This is a genomic window from Rummeliibacillus sp. NPDC094406, assembly GCF_044763875.1.
In the GTDB taxonomy this organism is placed as follows: Bacteria; Bacillota; Bacilli; order Bacillales_A; family Planococcaceae; genus Rummeliibacillus.
In genome coordinates, this window is the sequence record NZ_JBIWGZ010000008.1 from 114,520 (window position 1) to 132,195 (window position 17,676).

Sequence of the window (17,676 nt, forward strand, 5' to 3'; positions counted from 1 at the left end):
TTGATAAAATATGATTATGAATAAGTTGAAGGAAGAGATAAATGAACCAATTACATACCCCATTATTTGATGTATTAGAGAATTTCTATATACAAAACAAAGTTTCCTATCATGTTCCAGGTCATAAAAATGGACAAATATTTTTAGAAAAAGCGAAATCTTTATATGAACCTTTACTTTCAGTTGATGCTACGGAGTTAACTGGACTAGACGACTTGCATGCTCCAGAAGGTCCTATACGAGATGCAGAGTCACTTCTAGCAGAGCTATATGGAGTAATGAACAGCTACTTCCTTGTAAATGGATCGACAGTAGGCAATCTGGCAATGATTTTAGCAACATGTGGCGAAGGAGATACGGTCCTTGTTCAACGAAATTGTCACAAGTCTGTTCTTCATGGACTTATGTTAGCTAACGTAAAACCAGTTTTTTTAGCCCCTGGCTTTCATAAAGAGTGGGGCGTTGCTGGAGGCGTTGATTCTAAGATTGTGCTAGAAGCATTAGAATTATATCCAGACTCAAAGGCAATCATTTTGACATATCCCAATTATTATGGACTTGCTCATGATTTAACGGATATAATTACATTCGCTCATAAAAAAAACATACCTGTTCTTGTGGATGAGGCACATGGAGCACATTTTAAGTTAAGTTCCCCCTTCCCAAAGAGCTCTCTTGATATGGGCGCAGATGTAGTCATTCATTCCGCTCATAAAACGTTGCCTGCAATGACAATGGGCTCTTATCTGCATATAAACAGTTTATTGGTTGATGTGAATCGGGTTGAATTTTACTTACAAATGCTTCAATCAAGTAGCCCTTCCTATCCAATAATGGGCTCACTTGATTTGGCCCGAGCTTATTTATCTTCATACTCACAAGCCGACCAAGATTCACTTATAAAAGAAATTTCTCAATTTAAAGTTGGGTTATCCTCTATTTCAGAAATTGAAGTATTGGAGCACTCTGAAGATGTATGGATAGATCCTTTAAAGATCAGTATCCGTTCTAAATGTGGTTTAAGCGGCTATGAGCTACAGGCATTGCTTGAGGAGAAAGGCATCTATTCCGAATTAGCAGATCCTCAAAATGTTTTATTCGTATTACCTTTATTAAAAAAAGGAGAATTCTATCCATTTGACAAGACAACTACTCTGATTAAGTCGGCTGTTAAGGATCAAAAGGGAAAGCAAAATAATGAATCTAATTATTATTGGTTAGAAACAGATAAAATTACAACCTTATCCTTGTCTTACTCCAAGATGAAACAAACAAAGATTATGCAAGTTACATTTAACGAAGCAATTGGTAAGATTTCTGGTGAAATGGTTATTCCCTATCCCCCAGGAATTCCTCTGATCATGTCTGGGGAGAAGATTACTTCAGAAAAGATATCTATATTAGAAAACTTATTATCCCTTCATTCCCGTTTTCATGGTGGAACAGCATTAGCTAATCGAAAGCTTGTTGTTTATGAAGAAGATTAATTCCATTATAAAGTGAAACTTATCAGTGAGGGTTTTCTTCATCCCCACTGAAAAAAGAACTCAGTTTAATTTCGCCGCGTCCTGTTGCAACAACTGAGTGTCCAACATCCTGTTGGACCGAACCAATCGTGCTTTTACGGGCAGTTATCCCCCAACTATCTTCTTTGCTTCTCTCAATCTTGAGGTGAGGGATTACTGCCCGTTAATGCGGGATAAAAAACACAAAGTCCCTAATCTTCAGCAATGAAGACTAGGGACTTTGTCGTGCTGTCACCATTAACTATTTTAAGTTACCAGGTACAGATTTCATGATTCGTCCAGATTTTACTTTTTGAACTGGAGATGCTGCAGGACTAAGAACGCGCATTCATCTCACCCCCTTTCTTTTTTTCACAATGAAAAGGTTGGTTTATTCGAGATCCATAACTATACATTAGCACAATTACGATTGTTTATAATAAGTATTTTACTACTTTCATAAATCCTATTGAACAGTTTGTAAGCTATTTCTCCAAACAAGATTTAAAACTTTTTTAATATTTTTCTTTTCTGATGGACAAGGTCTTTCTCCAGATACCACACGATACCATGGGCAATGATTCCCTTGACATGCAGGACGGTAGAAGCATGATTGGCAAACAGAGTCTGTTTCTTCTCCAGACATTACCCAAGAAGCGATCTTGTCATAATCGAGATCCATTGTACCATCCGCATTAATATGGCCAACTTTATTTACTTCTTCATCTAAAACAGTTGTACATTTGTATAACTGACCATTTGAGCCAATTACCATAGCATTAGGCTTAGCTGCATAGCACACTGATGCAGTTGGCATCATAGAACCAGTGACCATATTACTCATGCTAATTCCTTTATCCATAGCTGTCTCTGTAAATTCCCAGATCTTTTTATTGGCTGTAATGTGGGTACATGTAGGGATTTCATCATTATTTTCCCCACCCCATCTACCAACTGGACGGAAGAATACACCAAAGCGTTTATCATCAGCAAAGTGTTCTTTTAAGAACTCAATCAATTCGCCAGTTTCTTCTAAATTGTCTTCATCGAAGTTGACACGAATCGTCATATCGAACTGACCAGTACTTTCTTTAACAGCTTTTAGATTTTCGATAATTCGTTCAAATGTTCCTTGACCGCCTGCCATATGTCTACGACTGTCATGTACTGCTTGCACACCGTCAATTGTCACCATATATTGACGTACTTCCCAAGATAATAATTTTTCTAAAACTTCTCTTGTTAAGAAGAATCCATTTGTTACGATGTCTGCTGAATAATCGATTTTATTTTCTTTTGCTTCTGCCATAAATGAATTAGACAATTCTTCGATAATTCCTAATTCAAGTAGTGGCTCACCGCCGAACCAGCTAATATGTAAATTATTTAGAGTGTTAGCTTGTTCTTTTACTAATGCTTTTACACCGCTTTTTGTATCGTCTGTCATTTTGCCACGTGCAAATGTTTCATAACAATACGTACAACGGAAATTACATTGCTCTGTTGTCATAAGAATAAGGTGCAACATATCTGTACGGTGCATAGATTGGTGCAGATATTCTGCTCTTTTCATCTCATCTACATTTCCAGGAACAATAAACCCATTATCAAATAAAGCTTTTTTTACATCACTATCTAATGCAGCTGCCCCCGTTCTTTTTAAAGAACCCATGACTTCTGCTTTTTCTTCTTCTGAAAAATCAACAATGGCGCCTGTATAACTATTGTATAAAATGACGCCGCCATCATCCGTTTTAGATAAGGCGTTAAACTTTGATGGAACATAATTATTTTTATTCTCCAAAATTCATAAACCTCCCTTTTAACTCATTTCTATTCTTTTATTTTCATTTCTATTCCCAACAATCATCATATTATATTTCTTCTAAAAAAATATAATATCAATATAGCAATCTTAAAACGTTCAATTTTGAAATTGTAACTGATCTCTAGTTGTATTTAATAAAAATGAACAGTATATGTAGAAACGACTCTTAAAAATAGTTGAACCAATTTATAATACCATAATCTAAAAATAAATCGCAAGGTCACATGGTCTTGTGATAAATAACACAAGGAACCCATTTTATAAAACATTAGAAATTATACCTGAGGCTTTGTCGATAAGTATATATAATATAGAAAACATGCAAAAACTTACGGCTATTACTACTGGTTTGTTTCGTTTTTATTAAAATTTCATCTTGGGTTCAGCCATTGCTCCAGCTAAATCATCGATTAATCTCGCCCTCTTGTATTTAACCCTATTACACTTCATAATCATCCATTTAATAGATGATACACTATTTCTAAATCTTTCACTTAAATCATTGCAATTCTCTAAAAAAAATGATACTATCAAATTAATTAAATATTCACTTATTTCAATTTTTATTTGAAGTAAGGATAGAGGAGCAAAAACCATCAGTACACAATTAGAGGATAATGAGATCCGTTGATGATTGTGAAAAGGGGGATTTGCCGAAGTGGAGAGAATCTCATTTTCTCGAAGCTGGTTCTGGTGTTGAATAAATACAGAACTGTCATGTAGGAGACTATATGGAGGGCTATCATACGCACAGAAATGATACTGTTTCTACTGCAACAACGTAGCCTCGTTGTTGCTTTTTTGCGTTATCTTACTAATTGCCCTTCTCCCTCTATTTTATTTATATAAAATAATTAAGGATGTGGAGAAGTAATGAATCTTGGACAAATTTTAACTGCTATGGTGACACCATTTGATCAGAATGGAGAAATTGATTTTCCAGCTACAAAAAACTTAATAAATTATTTAATCGCTAACGGAACAGACGGTATCGTAGTTGCTGGAACAACTGGGGAATCCCCTACGTTAGCAACAGAAGAAAAAGTAGAATTATTTAAATTTGTAGTAGAAGTTGCGGATGGAAGAGTTCCTGTTGTTGCAGGTACTGGATCTAATAATACAAAAGCTTCAATCGAATTGACAAAACTAGCGGAAAACGCTGGAGTAGATGCAATTATGCTTGTTGTTCCTTACTATAACAAACCATCACAAGAAGGACTATATCAACACTTTAAAACAATCGCTGAAGCAACAACACTTCCAATTGTACTTTACAATATACCAGGTCGAAGCGTAATCAACATGTCTGTAGAAACCATCGTTCGTCTTGCACAAATTCCGAACATCACTGCTATTAAAGACGCAAGCGGTAATTTAGATGCTATGGCCAAAACGATTAGCCAAACACCTGAGAATTTTTCAGTATACACTGGTGAAGATAATTTAACATTACCTGCATTATCAATTGGTGCTACTGGAGTAATTTCCGTTGCATCCCACATTATTGGGAACGAAATGCAAGCGATGATTGCCAAATTCAAAAATGGCAACACGCGAGAAGCTGCTCAAGATCATCGTCGATTACTTCCAATTTTCAATGGACTATTCGCTGCACCAAACCCATCACCTGTCAAAGCAGCATTAAATCTAAAAGGTATTCCTGTCGGTGGAGTTCGCTTACCGATTATTCCTTTAAACGATAAAGAAATAAGTGAATTACAAGAAGTATTGCAAGTAGTGAATGAAAATAAAGAAGTTGTTTTATAAAAATTCTATTGAATCATCTGCGCGATAAATACATTTCTATAGAAAATACTCATTCTCCGTGCATTTATCATTACTGCACGGGGAATTTTCACTTACCTTTTTCATCACACCAAACATAAATAACCCAGTCCTTAGACTGGGCATTAGTATATCATTAACATCATCAAGAGTTTTAACCACTGTGTGAACGATTAGTCAACACAATTAAATTATACTTTAAAGTTACTTAGAATATTTTCCAACTCCTTCGCTAAATTATTTAAAGCAAGAGCCTCATCTGAAACATTATCCATTGATGCTTGTTGCTCCTCTGTAACAGCTGAAATATGTTGCATTGTTCCAGCGAATTGACCTGAAATTGAAGATATTTCCTCCATACGATTAACCATATTTTCAGTTTTTATACTAACGTCATTTACAATAGAAGAAACATCATTTGTTTCATGTGTGGCATTCCTCACAGCTTTTACAATATCCCCGAATGACTCTTCTGTTTGATCTACCATTATAATTCCTTCTTTTAATACTTGTAATCCTTGATTCATCGATAGAGCAACTTCATCTGTTTCTTTTCTTATCTTATCGGTTATTTCTTTTATTTGCAGGACTGCTTGCTCTGACTGATCTGATAGTTTTCTGACCTCTTGTGCAACAACAGCGAATCCCTTTCCATGTTCACCTGCACGTGCCGCTTCAATCGATGCATTTAATGATAAAAGATTAGTTAGGGTAGATATTTCACTTATTAAATTTAGAATTTGATCGATATCCTTTGATTTTAACTGTAATGATTCAAGCTTTGCTGCTGTGTTTTCAACGGTTTTTTCAACTAGAGATATTTGTTTAACCGTATTATTAACTAGTTTATTTCCTGAATCTGCTATTCCAAGAGCCTTATTCACTGAATTTTCGACACTATGAATGCATTGGCCTGCATGATTCATTTCTACTGAGATATCAGAAACCTGTCCGGAAGCTAATGTAGCAGATTCTACTTGCACTTCTGTCCCACCTGCTACTTCTTCAATTGCCATTGATATTTGTTCTATAGCCTGCCTAGATTCTGAAGATGTTATTTTTAGTCTGTCAGATGATTGAGTTACCTGCTTCGCACTCAATTCTAAATGAGTCATTAAAGACTGAAGACGATCTACCATTTGGTTAAAACCAACAGATAATGAATAGATTTCCTTACTAGATTGACCAATTTTTATTCTTGTTTGAAAATCACCTTCAGAAACTTTATCCATTAATCTTTTTAAAGAATGAACTGGTTTTGTCACTTTACTAATCATAATAAATCCTATTATGCTTGCTAATAGGACAGTAAGAAAAGTAATACCAATCAATAAATTCCGATAATTGTATACAGGTTTTAAATACTCTTCGTCGTTTAATGCAATTACATATACCGATTCATCTAGTTCCATTTGAAAAGCCAGAGCATAAGTTACCCCGTTATAATGTACAATTCCATTTTTTTGTTGGTAAAGTTTTTTGATGAATTCATTTGGAATTTTCGGAATATTGTTCTTGAATTCATTAAATGGCACTACCTTTCCTTCCTTTGCTATTTTAAATTGCATGGGTGTTAATTCTGATGATTTAAAGCTATTTTTAGTTTGAGTTAATGCATAGGATAATTTACGATCAAACTGTTCTTTGGTAGTCGTAGATTTTAACATTGTGATTTTTTGATTTATAACTTCGGCAGAAGAGAGCATTTGCTGTTCAACAGAATGAATAATTACTTTCTTATTTTTATCATAACTTACATATGCAATAATGGCAGAGGATAAAATGATAATTAAAATAATTGGAGCCATCAACATTGTTCGAAAGCTTACATTATGTTTTCTTGACATGGATTCAATTCCCTCTTTTATTAGTCAATTTCATTTCATTATTAAATATCCCTAGTTACTAATAGGATCAAACAGAAAAGTATTTAGGAAATGTCAATTTCCTCTTACTCATTATTCATCTTGAAAACTTTTATATGTAATTTTAAATGTTTCAAATACCAACATTAAATGTAGACTTAAAATTAGACTACTTTACAACCGAAGAATTCGGGAGTACAGCAGTCTAGTATAATGTGTTTTATATTTGTATCTTAGGTCAATTAACTTACTAGTTTACTTTTTACTTTTTTCTGTTTTCCACCTACAGAACCCTTAAAGTGTTTATCCAAGGCTTTAGCAATTAAACGTGCTGCTATATTAAATACGAAAACCATAATAATTAATATTGCTGCTGATTTTGTTGCGATTTCACGAGCATCAGGAACAATACCTTCAGAATTTAATTTCCAAATATGCACGGCTAAAGTTTCAGCAGGTCTAAATATATTAAAAGGATTAACAGGGCTATTAAGATCAGCCGCAGTATTTAGTGTTGGTGTTGTTAAGCCAGCAGTGTAAATAAGTGCTGCTGCTTCACCAAATACTCTACCGGCAGTTAAAATGACACCAGTAACAATCTCTTGAATTGCAGTTGGAATTGATACTCTAATGATGGTTTGCCACTTAGTTGCACCTAATCCAAGACTTGCTTCCTTAACGCTTGATGGAACTGAACTAATAGCCATTTCACATATTCTCGTTAAGTTTGGAAGATTTAAAATCGTGAGAACTAACGCACCTCCGATTAGTGTATATCCCCAATTTGCATATGTTACAAATACTAGCAAACCAAAAAGACCCACGACAATAGATGGTAGTGACGCCATTGTTTCAATACAAAGTCGAATAAAGTTTAGAAATTTACCTTTTTTCGCATATTCAGCTAGATAGATCCCAGCACCTAATCCTAATGGAACAGATATGATTAAAGCTATGATTAATAAATAGAAGGAATTGAATAACTGTGGCCCAATCCCCCCGCCAGCCATTATGTTACTTGGGCGTCCAAAAAGGAAATCTGGTTCCCAAAATCCCCAACCCATTGTGATAATTTTTTCAGCTATAAACACTAATAGCGCTATGACTAAAATAGCTATTGCATAAAAGATAGCTGTCCAGATATTGTTTACTATTCGTGCTTGATTGTTTTTATTGTGCATTTTGTATACCCCTTTTACCAATCATTCTAATGATTAAAATAAATAAGAATGAAATGATCAATAAGATCATTGCTAAGCTCCAAAGAGCATCATTCCACGCGGTACCATTTAGGGTATTAGACATGTCCATAGTAAGTATACCTGTTAAAGTGGAGGTTGGACTATACAAACCATCCGGTAATTTGACTGTGTTACCAATAACCATTTGGACTGCCAATGCTTCACCAAATGCTCTGGCTAATCCTAATACCACGGCAGTTAAAATACCATTTTTTGCTGCTGGGATGATAATACGTCTTATTGCTTGCCAACGAGTAGAGCCTAGTCCATAAGATGCTTCCAAAAAGTCAAATGGGACTCCTTTAACGGCGTCATCAGCAATACTAGCTATTGTAGGTAGAATCATAACACTTAAAACGATAATCCCTGCTAGTAAACTAAAGCCTACTCCGCCCATTTGATTCCGTAAAAGTGGGACAAGGATTGTAACTCCCAGAAATCCATATACAACTGAGGGAATTCCTAAAAATAATTCAAGAACAGGTTTTACAAAAGTAGATCCAAACTTTGGAGAAATATAATTATTGAAGATAGCAATCCCGATTGCAATTGGTGTACTAATAATCGCTGCACCAAATGACACCAGAGTTGAACCTACGATAAAAATCAAAGCACCGTACGATTTTTTCTCTGGATCATTTGGGCTCCAATTCGTGGATGTAAGCATCTCCCAGAATGAAATATTACCATTTAAGAAAGACTGAAGACCCTTCCCACAAATGAAAGCAATAATTGAGATAGTTGCAACAACAATTAGCAATCCACAAATAGTTACAATGGTTTTGCCGATGTACTCACTTACAAAATAATTTATAGATTTTTGCCCCTTCATCTTATTACCACCTTACAGACGAATAAAAGGAAAAGGCTGGCCAGTAGCCAGCCTCATCTTTTCATTCATTATTATTTTATCCCGTATTAACGGACAGTAAGACTCCATGATAAGTAGATGGGAACTGCCCGTAAAAGCCCGATTGGTTCGGTCCAACAGGATGTTGGACACTCAGTTGTTGCCACAGGACGTGGCGAAATTAAACTGAGTTCTTCTTTCAGTGGGGATAAGCCCCCACTGATGGAAGTTTCACTTTTTTTGATACTAATTATTTTAAGTCTGACATTGGGATATAACCCATTTTCTTCACTGTGTCCGCAAAATCATCACCTGATACATAGTCGATAAACCCTTTAACAGCATCTTTAGGTTCACCATTTGTAATCATATATTCATATGACCAGAATGGATATTTTTTAGCTACGATATTTTCAGTAGTTGGTTCAACATTATTAATATTTAATACTTTTAAAGCATCCTTTTTATCTCCAACTAAATAAGACATAGCAAGATAGCTAATAGAACCTGGTGTTGAGTTAACTGATTGTTCAACAGCGCCATTTGAATCTTGTGCTGTTCCAAGGCTATCATCGATTTTAGCGTCTTTCATAAGTGTAGATTCGAATGTTGCACGTGTACCAGAAGATGCTGGACGATTAATGACATTAATTTTTTCATCATTCCCTCCAACTTCTTTCCAGTTTTTCACTTTCCCTGAGTAAATGTCTTGAATTTGTTTCTCAGTTAAAGAATCAACTTTAACATCTTTATTTACTACCATGGCAAAAGCAATACCTGCTACTTTTGTATCAACAAGCTTGTCCGCCATAGATTTATCTTCTAATTTATCTGCTGAAGGAACATCAGAGTTACCAATATTAACAGCACCAGAAGCTACTTGGTTTACACCAGTACCACTTCCCCCACCTTGTACAGTAACTGTAAGATCTGGGTTAGTACCTTGAATTTCATTTGCAGCTTCTTCAGCTAGGGGTTGAAGAGCAGTTGATCCAGCAGCTGTTACTGATCCAGACAATGTCGCCTCTGTTTTCTTTGAAGTATCAGAACCGCTAGTTTTATCACTACTAGTTTGAGCATTTCCACAACCAGCTAAAACACCTGCTAAAATTAAACCAACCATTGACACTTTTAAACCTGAAAATTTCACTTTCTTTTCCTCCCTTTATCAGTCCATCTTTTTTCTCTTCACTTCAACTTACAACTTAATAATAAAGGTCAATTGTTATCCTACTGTGTATGCAATATTAATTTAAAGTAAATGTATTTAATAAAATGTAAATGGTATTTTTTACTTTTACAAAAAACGCTAGTAAGCCCCAACGCTTTTCGCTATTTTCTTTGTAAAGGTATTTACATTCTATTTACATTAATAGAATTGTACACACGGGTATTGGATTTTTATTATTCTTAACGATTAAAGAAAACACCAGCTAATAACGTTAAAAACTGTGAGTAGCAATCGTTTCCTACTATTCTTTATTAAGTGTTCTTTGAACTACCCTGTTTCATAAGTGAATAAGGTAAAGAATCACATTTTTCAAATGAGAGAATACAATGTTGGAAGAAGCCTAAGTAAAGGAATGAGACATATGTATAATTCGTGTTCATGTCCATATTGCGTTTCCCAAACAATGCAACATGGCAGTAATATGTACAATGATTATGGTTTGTCCCCATATCCGTACTTTACTACACCGTATCATCCGCAATTTTCAGGTCAGTTTGCTACACAAGATATGAATTATGGATCAAGGGTTAATTTTTCGCAATTCAAAAACGATGATGGTTCAATTGTTTTAAAGGATTATGGTCCAAAGCCCTTTGTAGTTAATATTGAGAAAGCTACTTTGCAAAATAATTCCTATCGTACCGCTTTATGGACGGGGAATCATTTACAACTTACTTTGATGAGTATCGATGTTGGAGATGACATAGGTTTGGAGGTACACCCAAATCTAGATCAATTCTTACGTATTGAAGAGGGTCAAGGTATTATGAAAATGGGGAATAGTAAAAATAATTTATATTACCAAAGAAGAGTTAAGGATGGTTTTGCGATCTTCGTACCTGCTGGTACATGGCACGATTTAATCAATACGGGGAATAAACCGATTAAATTGTATTCCATTTATGCACCACCCAACCATCCACGTGGTACAATTCAACAAACTAAGGCAATTGCGCAAGCTGAGGAAAAGGACTGATTTTTGTTTTAAAAAGAACTTTAATTGCAAAAGGATTAGGTATCTTATAAAGAAATTAGGATCTTCTCTTTACTTAACAATGCCAATATCCTTATCAAAAATTCTAGTTCACTAGCCTGACCTCCAAATAAAAAGTCGACATCAAAAGATAAGGACCTCCAATATAGATGGAAGTCCTTTCTTTTTTTATTGCTTGGTAAGTACTAAATTACAGTGTTTCTTCCGTTTCCACTTCCCATCGATCAATTTCATCTTTTACGATTGGCGCGACTTCTGATCCTAATAGCTCAATCGCTCTTAACACATCTTCATGTGGCATTGAACCGACTGGCACGTGAAGCATGAAACGTGTGATGCCAACGTTTTTGCGAAGGAAAATGATCTTTTCTGCTACTGTTGCTACGTCACCTACATACAAAGCACCCTCTAAACTACTTGCTTCATCGAAAGTTTTTCGCGTATACGGTCCCCAACCACGTTCTTTTGCTAAAACATTCATCACATAAGCTGTTGGTGGGTAAAATTTTTCTTTTGCAATAGCTGTAGTTTCGGCAACAAAACCATGAGAATGAGAAGCGATTTTTAATTTCGAAACGTCATGCCCCGCTTGTTTCGCTGCTCGCTTATACAATTCCACTACTGGCTCAAACTGTAGTGGACTTCCACCAATAATCGCTAAGACGAGTGGCAATCCAAGAATCCCTGCACGAATGGCTGATTTTGGTGTTCCACCACTAGCAATCCAGACCGGTAAAGGATTTTGAACAGCTCGAGGATAAACGCCTCGATTGTTAATGGATGGGCGATGTTTGCCGCTCCATGTCACTTTTTCAGATTCTCTAATTTTCAGTAATAAATCTAATTTCTCATCGAATAATTCATCATAATCTTGTAAGTCATATCCAAATAGAGGAAATGACTCAATAAACGAACCTCGGCCAGCCATGATTTCTGCACGCCCATTTGAAATCGCATCAAGCGTTGAAAACTCTTGGTATACACGTACTGGATCATCAGAAGATAGTACTGAAACAGCGCTAGTAAGTCTTATATTTTTTGTCTGTGATGCAGCCGCTGCAAGCAGGACGGCTGGTGCAGAACACGCAAAGTCTTCTCGATGATGCTCACCCACACCAAAAACATCCAATCCAACCTGATCCGCTAATACAATTTCCTCAACAACCTCACGTATCCGTTCAGCGTGACTCATCACTTTACCATTTTGTACATCTGGCGTTGTTTCTACAAATGTTGTTACACCAATTTCCATCATTAGTTCCTTCCTATTCTTATGTGTTGTATTTAATGCAATAAGTATAATCCATAAAATGCAAAAAAGCCCTTTCCGAAGAAAAAGGCTTTTTAAAATACATTGATTTGTTACTTTCTAATCTCTATAGCTCACAGTTAGTCCTTTTAAAAACTTACGCGCAAAATTATCTCCACACTCTTTATAATTTCGATGGTCTGCTTTTCTTAGGATAGCACCTAATTCGCCTTTTGATACTGCTATACCACCATCATCAAGAATATCTAGCATATCTTCTGTTTTTAACTGAAGCGCTACTTTTAATTTCTTAAGAAGCATATTATTTACATGGTCTTTGCTCTGTCTAGACGGTTCCTGACTTTTAGGTTGTCCAGGTTTTGGCTGTTGCGGTCCTCTTTTAAAAGTAATGAAACCATTTAAAAAGGACTCTAACATCTTATCATTGCATTTGATTCGGTCTTCAGATTCCTCAACATCCACTTCATCATCGTACTCATCTTTTGATTTTGTAAGGATCTTAAGTACCTCATCTTTTGTTACTTCTACACCACCTAGTTTAAAAATCTCTACCATATCTTGATTTTTAATATCTAGCGCATATCTTAGTCTAATCAATATATCGTTGTTTTCCATTTAATAGCCTCCTAATAATATTGCTCTTTTGTATAGTTGCTTTAGGTTTTATTGTCTTTTATGAACCAATACTTATCTTCACAACTATATAAACTACCAGCTTTTTTCCTGAATCCTATTATTATTCACCAATTTCTTCAATTGTAAGTCCTTTATTATTATAGTCAATATCTTCATTGAACTAACTATAATTGCTACAATGATAAAGTATTATTATGCCCCCCATGGAAATGAAATCCAATAAAAGGTTGTGAAAATAAAAATGACACAAGTAGAAGTTTACCATTACGACGCCTTTACTACAAAACCTAGTCACGCTGGTATTGTACTAGATTCTAAAATGTTAACAACAGAACATAGTATTTTTACCCTTATTTTCTGACGTCTGAAATTCGACTCCCCCAAATATCCTTCAGTTCAAAAATGATATCTAAAAAATAGTAAGGAATCATTTCCCCATTTTCAACCATATGCAATAATTCGACTTTATCTACCCATTTAACGGCCTGTACTTCGTCTTCTTGTAAATCCAGTTCTTCAATATTCACATCTTGGGTAATTATATAATAATCATCAAATCCTTCGGGAAAATTGATGGTGAATCGTGGTCTTTCTTTTGATAAATCGAGTTCTAATCCAAGTTCTTCTTTTGTTTCTCTTTCTGCTGCAGTTACACTATCATCCCCTGCTAATGCAGAACCTCCAACTGTTAAGTCCCACATATTAGGCCAGCCTTTTTTCCATGGCTGTCTCTGTTGAATCAAAAGCTGATTGTTGCTATTGAAAACGCAGACATGTACCACCAGATGATAGTCTCCCTCTAGCAATTTGTCTCCTCTTCTATGTAATCTTCCAGTCACCCTACGATCCTTATCATAAATATCCCATAATTCATCCTCATTTTCGCCTCGTACCATTTTGCATCCTCCTTTTGAACTTTTTCATTCTCTAAATGATAATATTATTTCATTCAATATAAAATCCCTTCCTATAATCATAATTATTAGTGTGGAAAAATTTTAAATACGAAAAGAAAGCGAAGCCAAATAAACTTTGATACCTTATCTTCACAGAAAGGTATATCTACCTGTTTTTAAAACAAAAAGGCTTTTTGATGACTTGGTTGCTTCAGATTAATATACACGCTCAATCTAATTCACTAAAATATACATATGCATCATCAAAATGTTAGTGAGCAATTAGGAGGAAATTGAATGCATTCATTAATAGATATTGGTCTTAATTTGACCGAAAAACAATTTGTAAAAGATCGAGAGGAGGTCGTTAAAAGAGCCATTCAAAACGGTGTTGGTCAAATGATTCTCACAGGTTCAAGTGTAGAAGGAAGTAAAGAGAGCCTCAAAATTGCCCAACAATATCCCCAAATTCTTTTTTCAACGGCAGGGATTCATCCACATGATGCTAACGAATTTCATCAAGGTTCCATCCATGAATTACGACAATTAGCTAAACAGAAAGAAGTTGTAGCCATTGGAGAATGTGGATTAGATTTTAATCGGATGTACTCTCCTCAAAAAATACAGGAAGAATGTTTTGAAGCACAATTGGATTTGGCAAAAGAAATGGACATGCCCCTCTTCTTGCATGTAAGAGATGCCCAAGCGCGATTTGTTGATATCATGAAAAATCATCAGGATCAGATAGAGAAATCCGTTGTTCATTGTTTTACAGGGAATAAAACTGAAGTAAAAGAATTAGTATCAATGGGTTTTCACATCGGCATTACAGGATGGATTTGTGACGAGAGACGAGGCAAGGAATTACAAGAAGCCGTACAATATATTCCACTTGATAGATTAATGATCGAAACAGATGCCCCTTATCTAACACCTCGAACTTTAAAACCAAAACCTAAACACGGTAGAAATGAACCTGCATTCCTTCCACACATCGTTGGTGAAATTGCTAAATATATGTGCGTTTCTCCTGAAGAAATAATAAGCCATTCTATTGAAAATACTCAGCGTTTCTTTCACTTGGAAATGAACTAAAAGCCTTTAATAGAGGCTTTTTTGTTGTGCTAGTTTTGAATATCATCTAACTTTTAATTTATTTCGTTCAGGGTTGTAACGAGTAACGACTTAGAATTATTTTTCTTTCTAAACTTTTATTTCTCCTTTTTCAATATGTTATGATTGACAATAAGTTAACCAATCAAAAACATTAAGTTAACTCAAATGAATAATATCTCTAGGGGGAGAATTATGTATCGTCTACGGGGTCATCATATTTTTTGTCTACTTGGCTATCGAGGAATGGGTTATTCTAAAGAATACGTTGAAAACATGACTCATTTACATCAAACCTTGAGAGCCAATCCAAAGACGTTGGTTCAGCTAGTAAATGGACCTGATCAATTGTGTGAAAAGTATCCAAACTCTGGTGAATACCATTGTCAAGATAACGACATCTATCAAATGGATGCGGTAATTTTAGAGAAAATCGGTTTAAAAATTGGACAGATTTTACAATGGGAGGACATTGAATCTCAAATCCAAAAACATGTCATTCCTTCTGATATTCAAACCGTTTGTGGAACTTGTTCTTGGCGTTCTTACGGAGTTTGTGAAGAAGGAGTCCAAATGATCCTTCAAGGAAAAGGCTTAAGGGAGGTTAAATAAATCCTTCCCTTCTGTTCATGTTGATACTTAGTTCTTCTTTCACTCGGAAAAATAGGTGCCTGATACATATTGATATTACAGAATTCAATGACAGGCATCTTTATTTAAATATCATAAGTAAACTCTATCCTGATAAAAAAGAAATATTGTTATTACGATATAAAGTTTAAGCTTTTTTGATTGCAGCTATTCCCCTTGCTTTTCCTCCAACAATAATCATAATTTTTTATCTCCCCCTTAGTTTTAGCAATATTTTGTATCAATTCCTCTATCAAAATTGATATTTTATCATTTCTTCAGATTTTTTTATAACTTCATTCAAACTTCACACTTATTTTATAGAATAATAATGTTCTTTTAAATTTTTAAATAATTAGGAGGAAGAAAGTGAAAAAGCAACTCTACAATCGCTTTTGGCGATGGCATTTTTATGCTGCGCTATTTATCACGCCATTATTACTTACTTTAACACTTAGTGGCATTGGCTATTTGTTTTACACGAATGTAGAAAATAATGCGTATGATCATGATTTCTTTGGTCAAAGTGAACATACTGAAAAACTATCGATTGATGAAGGGATAGAAAAAGCCAAAGAGCAATTTAAAGGCTATTCAGTATCGAAAGTTATTGTACTCAAAGATCCATATAACACACGCTTAACAATGGATAACAATAATGGGGATGAAAAATATGTATTTTTGGATGACAATTATCAAATTGTCGGAAGCCAGAATGCAAAATATACATTTTCTAACGTTATGAGAAATATTCATAGTTCTTTATTTGTTGGAGGAACAGTTGTTAATTATCTAGTAGAATTAGCTGCTTGTTGGGCTATATTCCTACTATTATCAGGTGTTTACATGACTTTTAAAGGAAAAGCATTAAAGAAGAAACAAAATGCTTCCCAACATCAAAAAAATAAGAAATGGCATGCACTTGTTGGATCAATTATTACTATTCCAATGATTGTTATAATTTTTACTGGTCTACCTTGGTCGGCATTTATGGGGAATTTTATTTATACAGCGGCGCAAGAGCACCCATCTATTGGTATGCCTAAATTACAACAAACCCCACCTACTTCTGATATGAGTGAAATTCCATGGGCTACTCGTAAAAATGAGGCCCCTTCATCTAAAGAAGGCGGACATGCACATCATGGTGGTATGAGTATGCCTGGTATGGATATGACTAACAGCAATATGATAAGCGTTCAACAGTTGATGACGAAAGTAGACGCTGCGAAAATTTCTAAACCATATTCTATTATTTATCCTTCGAGTGAAGATGGAGTTTATACAGTTGCTAAAAGCAGTAACACAGGTGTAACAGGGCTAGATGTTAGTCCCTACGACGAAGTCACAACTTATTTTGATCAATATAGCGGTAAATTAATTTCTAAAGTCGGTTATGATGAATACGGTATATTAGGTAAATGGTTTACTTGGGGTATTCCATTACATGAAGGTCACTTATTTGGATGGCCAAATAAAATCATCAACCTACTCGTATGTCTTGCCTTTATCTTCGTTATTTTCTTGGGAATCAAAACTTGGTTTTCCCGTAAAAAGAAAGGAGAATTTTCTGCTCCTCCTAATACGTCAAAAGGCATTTCTGTAGGATTTGGTATCATAATGGTTGTCCTTGGAATTATTATGCCATTATTCGGTATATCATTACTTGTAGTAGCACTGATTGAAATTTGTATTTGGTTATTTAGAAAAAAAGCACCACAAGCATAGAAGAAAGCTAATATTATCTTTTAATAGAAGCACCAAAAAAGACCGTCTAAGAACGGTCTTTTTATATACTTATGCACCGAATTAATATAAGAACATTGTTCCAC

At 35.0% G+C, this 17,676-nt stretch carries 14 protein-coding genes and 1 riboswitch; of the genes, 6 read left to right on the forward strand and 8 right to left on the reverse strand.

From position 1 onward, the window contains the following. Positions 1-41: 41 nt before the first annotated feature. Complete coding sequence (locus ACIQ4I_RS18190) at positions 42-1,487, forward strand: aminotransferase class I/II-fold pyridoxal phosphate-dependent enzyme (protein ID WP_403098571.1); 1,446 nt, start codon at positions 42-44, stop codon at positions 1,485-1,487. A 484-nt stretch (positions 1,488-1,971) separates the two neighbouring features. On the opposite strand, the gene ACIQ4I_RS18195 is transcribed toward ACIQ4I_RS18190, so the two are convergent. Further along, complete coding sequence (locus ACIQ4I_RS18195) at positions 1,972-3,309, reverse strand: radical SAM protein (RefSeq protein WP_403098572.1); 1,338 nt, start codon at positions 3,307-3,309, stop codon at positions 1,972-1,974. Positions 3,310-3,904: 595 nt separating this feature from the next. Continuing rightward, positions 3,905-4,083, forward strand: a riboswitch (Lysine riboswitch). 123 nt (positions 4,084-4,206) lie between these two features. Between ACIQ4I_RS18195 and dapA the strand changes: the two genes are divergently transcribed. Then, on the forward strand, positions 4,207-5,100 hold the full coding sequence (dapA, locus tag ACIQ4I_RS18200; RefSeq protein WP_403098575.1) for a 4-hydroxy-tetrahydrodipicolinate synthase: 894 nt from the start codon (positions 4,207-4,209) through the stop codon (positions 5,098-5,100). Positions 5,101-5,309: 209 nt separating this feature from the next. Here dapA and ACIQ4I_RS18205 read toward each other — a convergent pair whose 3' ends face one another. From ACIQ4I_RS18205 to ACIQ4I_RS18220, 4 genes are all read right to left on the reverse strand, one after another. Then, positions 5,310-6,965: a methyl-accepting chemotaxis protein gene (locus tag ACIQ4I_RS18205; RefSeq protein WP_403098578.1), complete on the reverse strand. Its 1,656-nt coding sequence runs from the start codon at positions 6,963-6,965 to the stop codon at positions 5,310-5,312. A 260-nt stretch (positions 6,966-7,225) separates the two neighbouring features. Next, positions 7,226-8,164 carry a phosphate ABC transporter permease PstA gene (pstA, locus tag ACIQ4I_RS18210; RefSeq protein WP_403098581.1) on the reverse strand — a complete coding sequence of 313 codons (939 nt, stop codon included), beginning with the start codon at positions 8,162-8,164 and terminating at the stop codon, positions 7,226-7,228. Then, the gene (pstC, locus tag ACIQ4I_RS18215; RefSeq protein WP_403098584.1) at positions 8,154-9,056 is read right to left on the reverse strand and encodes a phosphate ABC transporter permease subunit PstC; all 903 of its coding nucleotides are present in this window, start codon (positions 9,054-9,056) and stop codon (positions 8,154-8,156) included. Before pstC ends, pstA begins: the two co-directional genes overlap by 11 nt. 268 nt (positions 9,057-9,324) lie before the next feature. Further along, positions 9,325-10,197 (reverse strand): phosphate ABC transporter substrate-binding protein PstS family protein, encoded by an 873-nt coding sequence (locus tag ACIQ4I_RS18220; RefSeq protein WP_403098700.1) that lies wholly within the window; start codon positions 10,195-10,197, stop codon positions 9,325-9,327. A 616-nt stretch (positions 10,198-10,813) separates the two neighbouring features. On the opposite strand from ACIQ4I_RS18220, the gene ACIQ4I_RS18225 reads away from it, so the two are divergent. Further along, positions 10,814-11,281 carry a cupin domain-containing protein gene (locus tag ACIQ4I_RS18225; protein ID WP_403098703.1) on the forward strand — a complete coding sequence of 156 codons (468 nt, stop codon included), beginning with the start codon at positions 10,814-10,816 and terminating at the stop codon, positions 11,279-11,281. Between the two features lie 208 nt (positions 11,282-11,489). On the opposite strand, the gene ACIQ4I_RS18230 is transcribed toward ACIQ4I_RS18225, so the two are convergent. From ACIQ4I_RS18230 to ACIQ4I_RS18240, 3 genes are all read right to left on the reverse strand, one after another. Then, positions 11,490-12,551, reverse strand: coding sequence for an LLM class flavin-dependent oxidoreductase (locus tag ACIQ4I_RS18230; RefSeq protein WP_403098706.1), 1,062 nt, complete (start codon positions 12,549-12,551; stop codon positions 11,490-11,492). Between the two features lie 117 nt (positions 12,552-12,668). After that, positions 12,669-13,184: a YehS family protein gene (locus tag ACIQ4I_RS18235; protein WP_403098586.1), complete on the reverse strand. Its 516-nt coding sequence runs from the start codon at positions 13,182-13,184 to the stop codon at positions 12,669-12,671. Positions 13,185-13,555: 371 nt separating this feature from the next. Further along, a complete protein-coding gene (locus ACIQ4I_RS18240; protein ID WP_403098588.1) occupies positions 13,556-14,101 on the reverse strand; it encodes an NUDIX hydrolase in 546 nt (181 codons plus the stop codon). Positions 14,102-14,398: 297 nt separating this feature from the next. Between ACIQ4I_RS18240 and ACIQ4I_RS18245 the strand changes: the two genes are divergently transcribed. The 3 genes from ACIQ4I_RS18245 to ACIQ4I_RS18255 all read left to right on the forward strand — a co-directional run bounded on the left by ACIQ4I_RS18245 (position 14,399) and on the right by ACIQ4I_RS18255 (position 17,572). After that, the gene (locus tag ACIQ4I_RS18245; protein ID WP_403098590.1) at positions 14,399-15,196 is read left to right on the forward strand and encodes a TatD family hydrolase; all 798 of its coding nucleotides are present in this window, start codon (positions 14,399-14,401) and stop codon (positions 15,194-15,196) included. A gap of 213 nt (positions 15,197-15,409) precedes the next feature. After that, complete coding sequence (locus tag ACIQ4I_RS18250; protein WP_403098593.1) at positions 15,410-15,826, forward strand: DUF1284 domain-containing protein; 417 nt, start codon at positions 15,410-15,412, stop codon at positions 15,824-15,826. Positions 15,827-16,213: 387 nt separating this feature from the next. Continuing rightward, on the forward strand, positions 16,214-17,572 hold the full coding sequence (locus ACIQ4I_RS18255; RefSeq protein ID WP_403098596.1) for a PepSY-associated TM helix domain-containing protein: 1,359 nt from the start codon (positions 16,214-16,216) through the stop codon (positions 17,570-17,572). Positions 17,573-17,676: the final 104 nt, after the last annotated feature.

Excerpts from the sequence above, each read along its gene's own strand:
- ACIQ4I_RS18240 (WP_403098588.1), bottom strand. The coding sequence starts at position 14,101 with ATGGTACGAGGCGAAAATGAGGATGAATTATGGGATATTTATGATAAG.
- pstA (WP_403098581.1), bottom strand. The coding sequence starts at position 8,164 with ATGCACAATAAAAACAATCAAGCACGAATAGTAAACAATATCTGGACA.
- ACIQ4I_RS18225 (WP_403098703.1), top strand. The coding sequence starts at position 10,814 with ATGAATTATGGATCAAGGGTTAATTTTTCGCAATTCAAAAACGATGAT.
- ACIQ4I_RS18245 (WP_403098590.1), top strand. The coding sequence starts at position 14,399 with ATGCATTCATTAATAGATATTGGTCTTAATTTGACCGAAAAACAATTT.
- ACIQ4I_RS18190 (WP_403098571.1), top strand. The coding sequence starts at position 42 with ATGAACCAATTACATACCCCATTATTTGATGTATTAGAGAATTTCTAT.
- ACIQ4I_RS18235 (WP_403098586.1), bottom strand. The coding sequence starts at position 13,184 with ATGGAAAACAACGATATATTGATTAGACTAAGATATGCGCTAGATATT.
- ACIQ4I_RS18205 (WP_403098578.1), bottom strand. The coding sequence starts at position 6,965 with ATGTCAAGAAAACATAATGTAAGCTTTCGAACAATGTTGATGGCTCCA.
- ACIQ4I_RS18230 (WP_403098706.1), bottom strand. The coding sequence starts at position 12,551 with ATGGAAATTGGTGTAACAACATTTGTAGAAACAACGCCAGATGTACAA.
- dapA (WP_403098575.1), top strand. The coding sequence starts at position 4,207 with ATGAATCTTGGACAAATTTTAACTGCTATGGTGACACCATTTGATCAG.
- ACIQ4I_RS18250 (WP_403098593.1), top strand. The coding sequence starts at position 15,410 with ATGTATCGTCTACGGGGTCATCATATTTTTTGTCTACTTGGCTATCGA.
- ACIQ4I_RS18220 (WP_403098700.1), bottom strand. The coding sequence starts at position 10,197 with ATGGTTGGTTTAATTTTAGCAGGTGTTTTAGCTGGTTGTGGAAATGCT.
- pstC (WP_403098584.1), bottom strand. The coding sequence starts at position 9,056 with ATGAAGGGGCAAAAATCTATAAATTATTTTGTAAGTGAGTACATCGGC.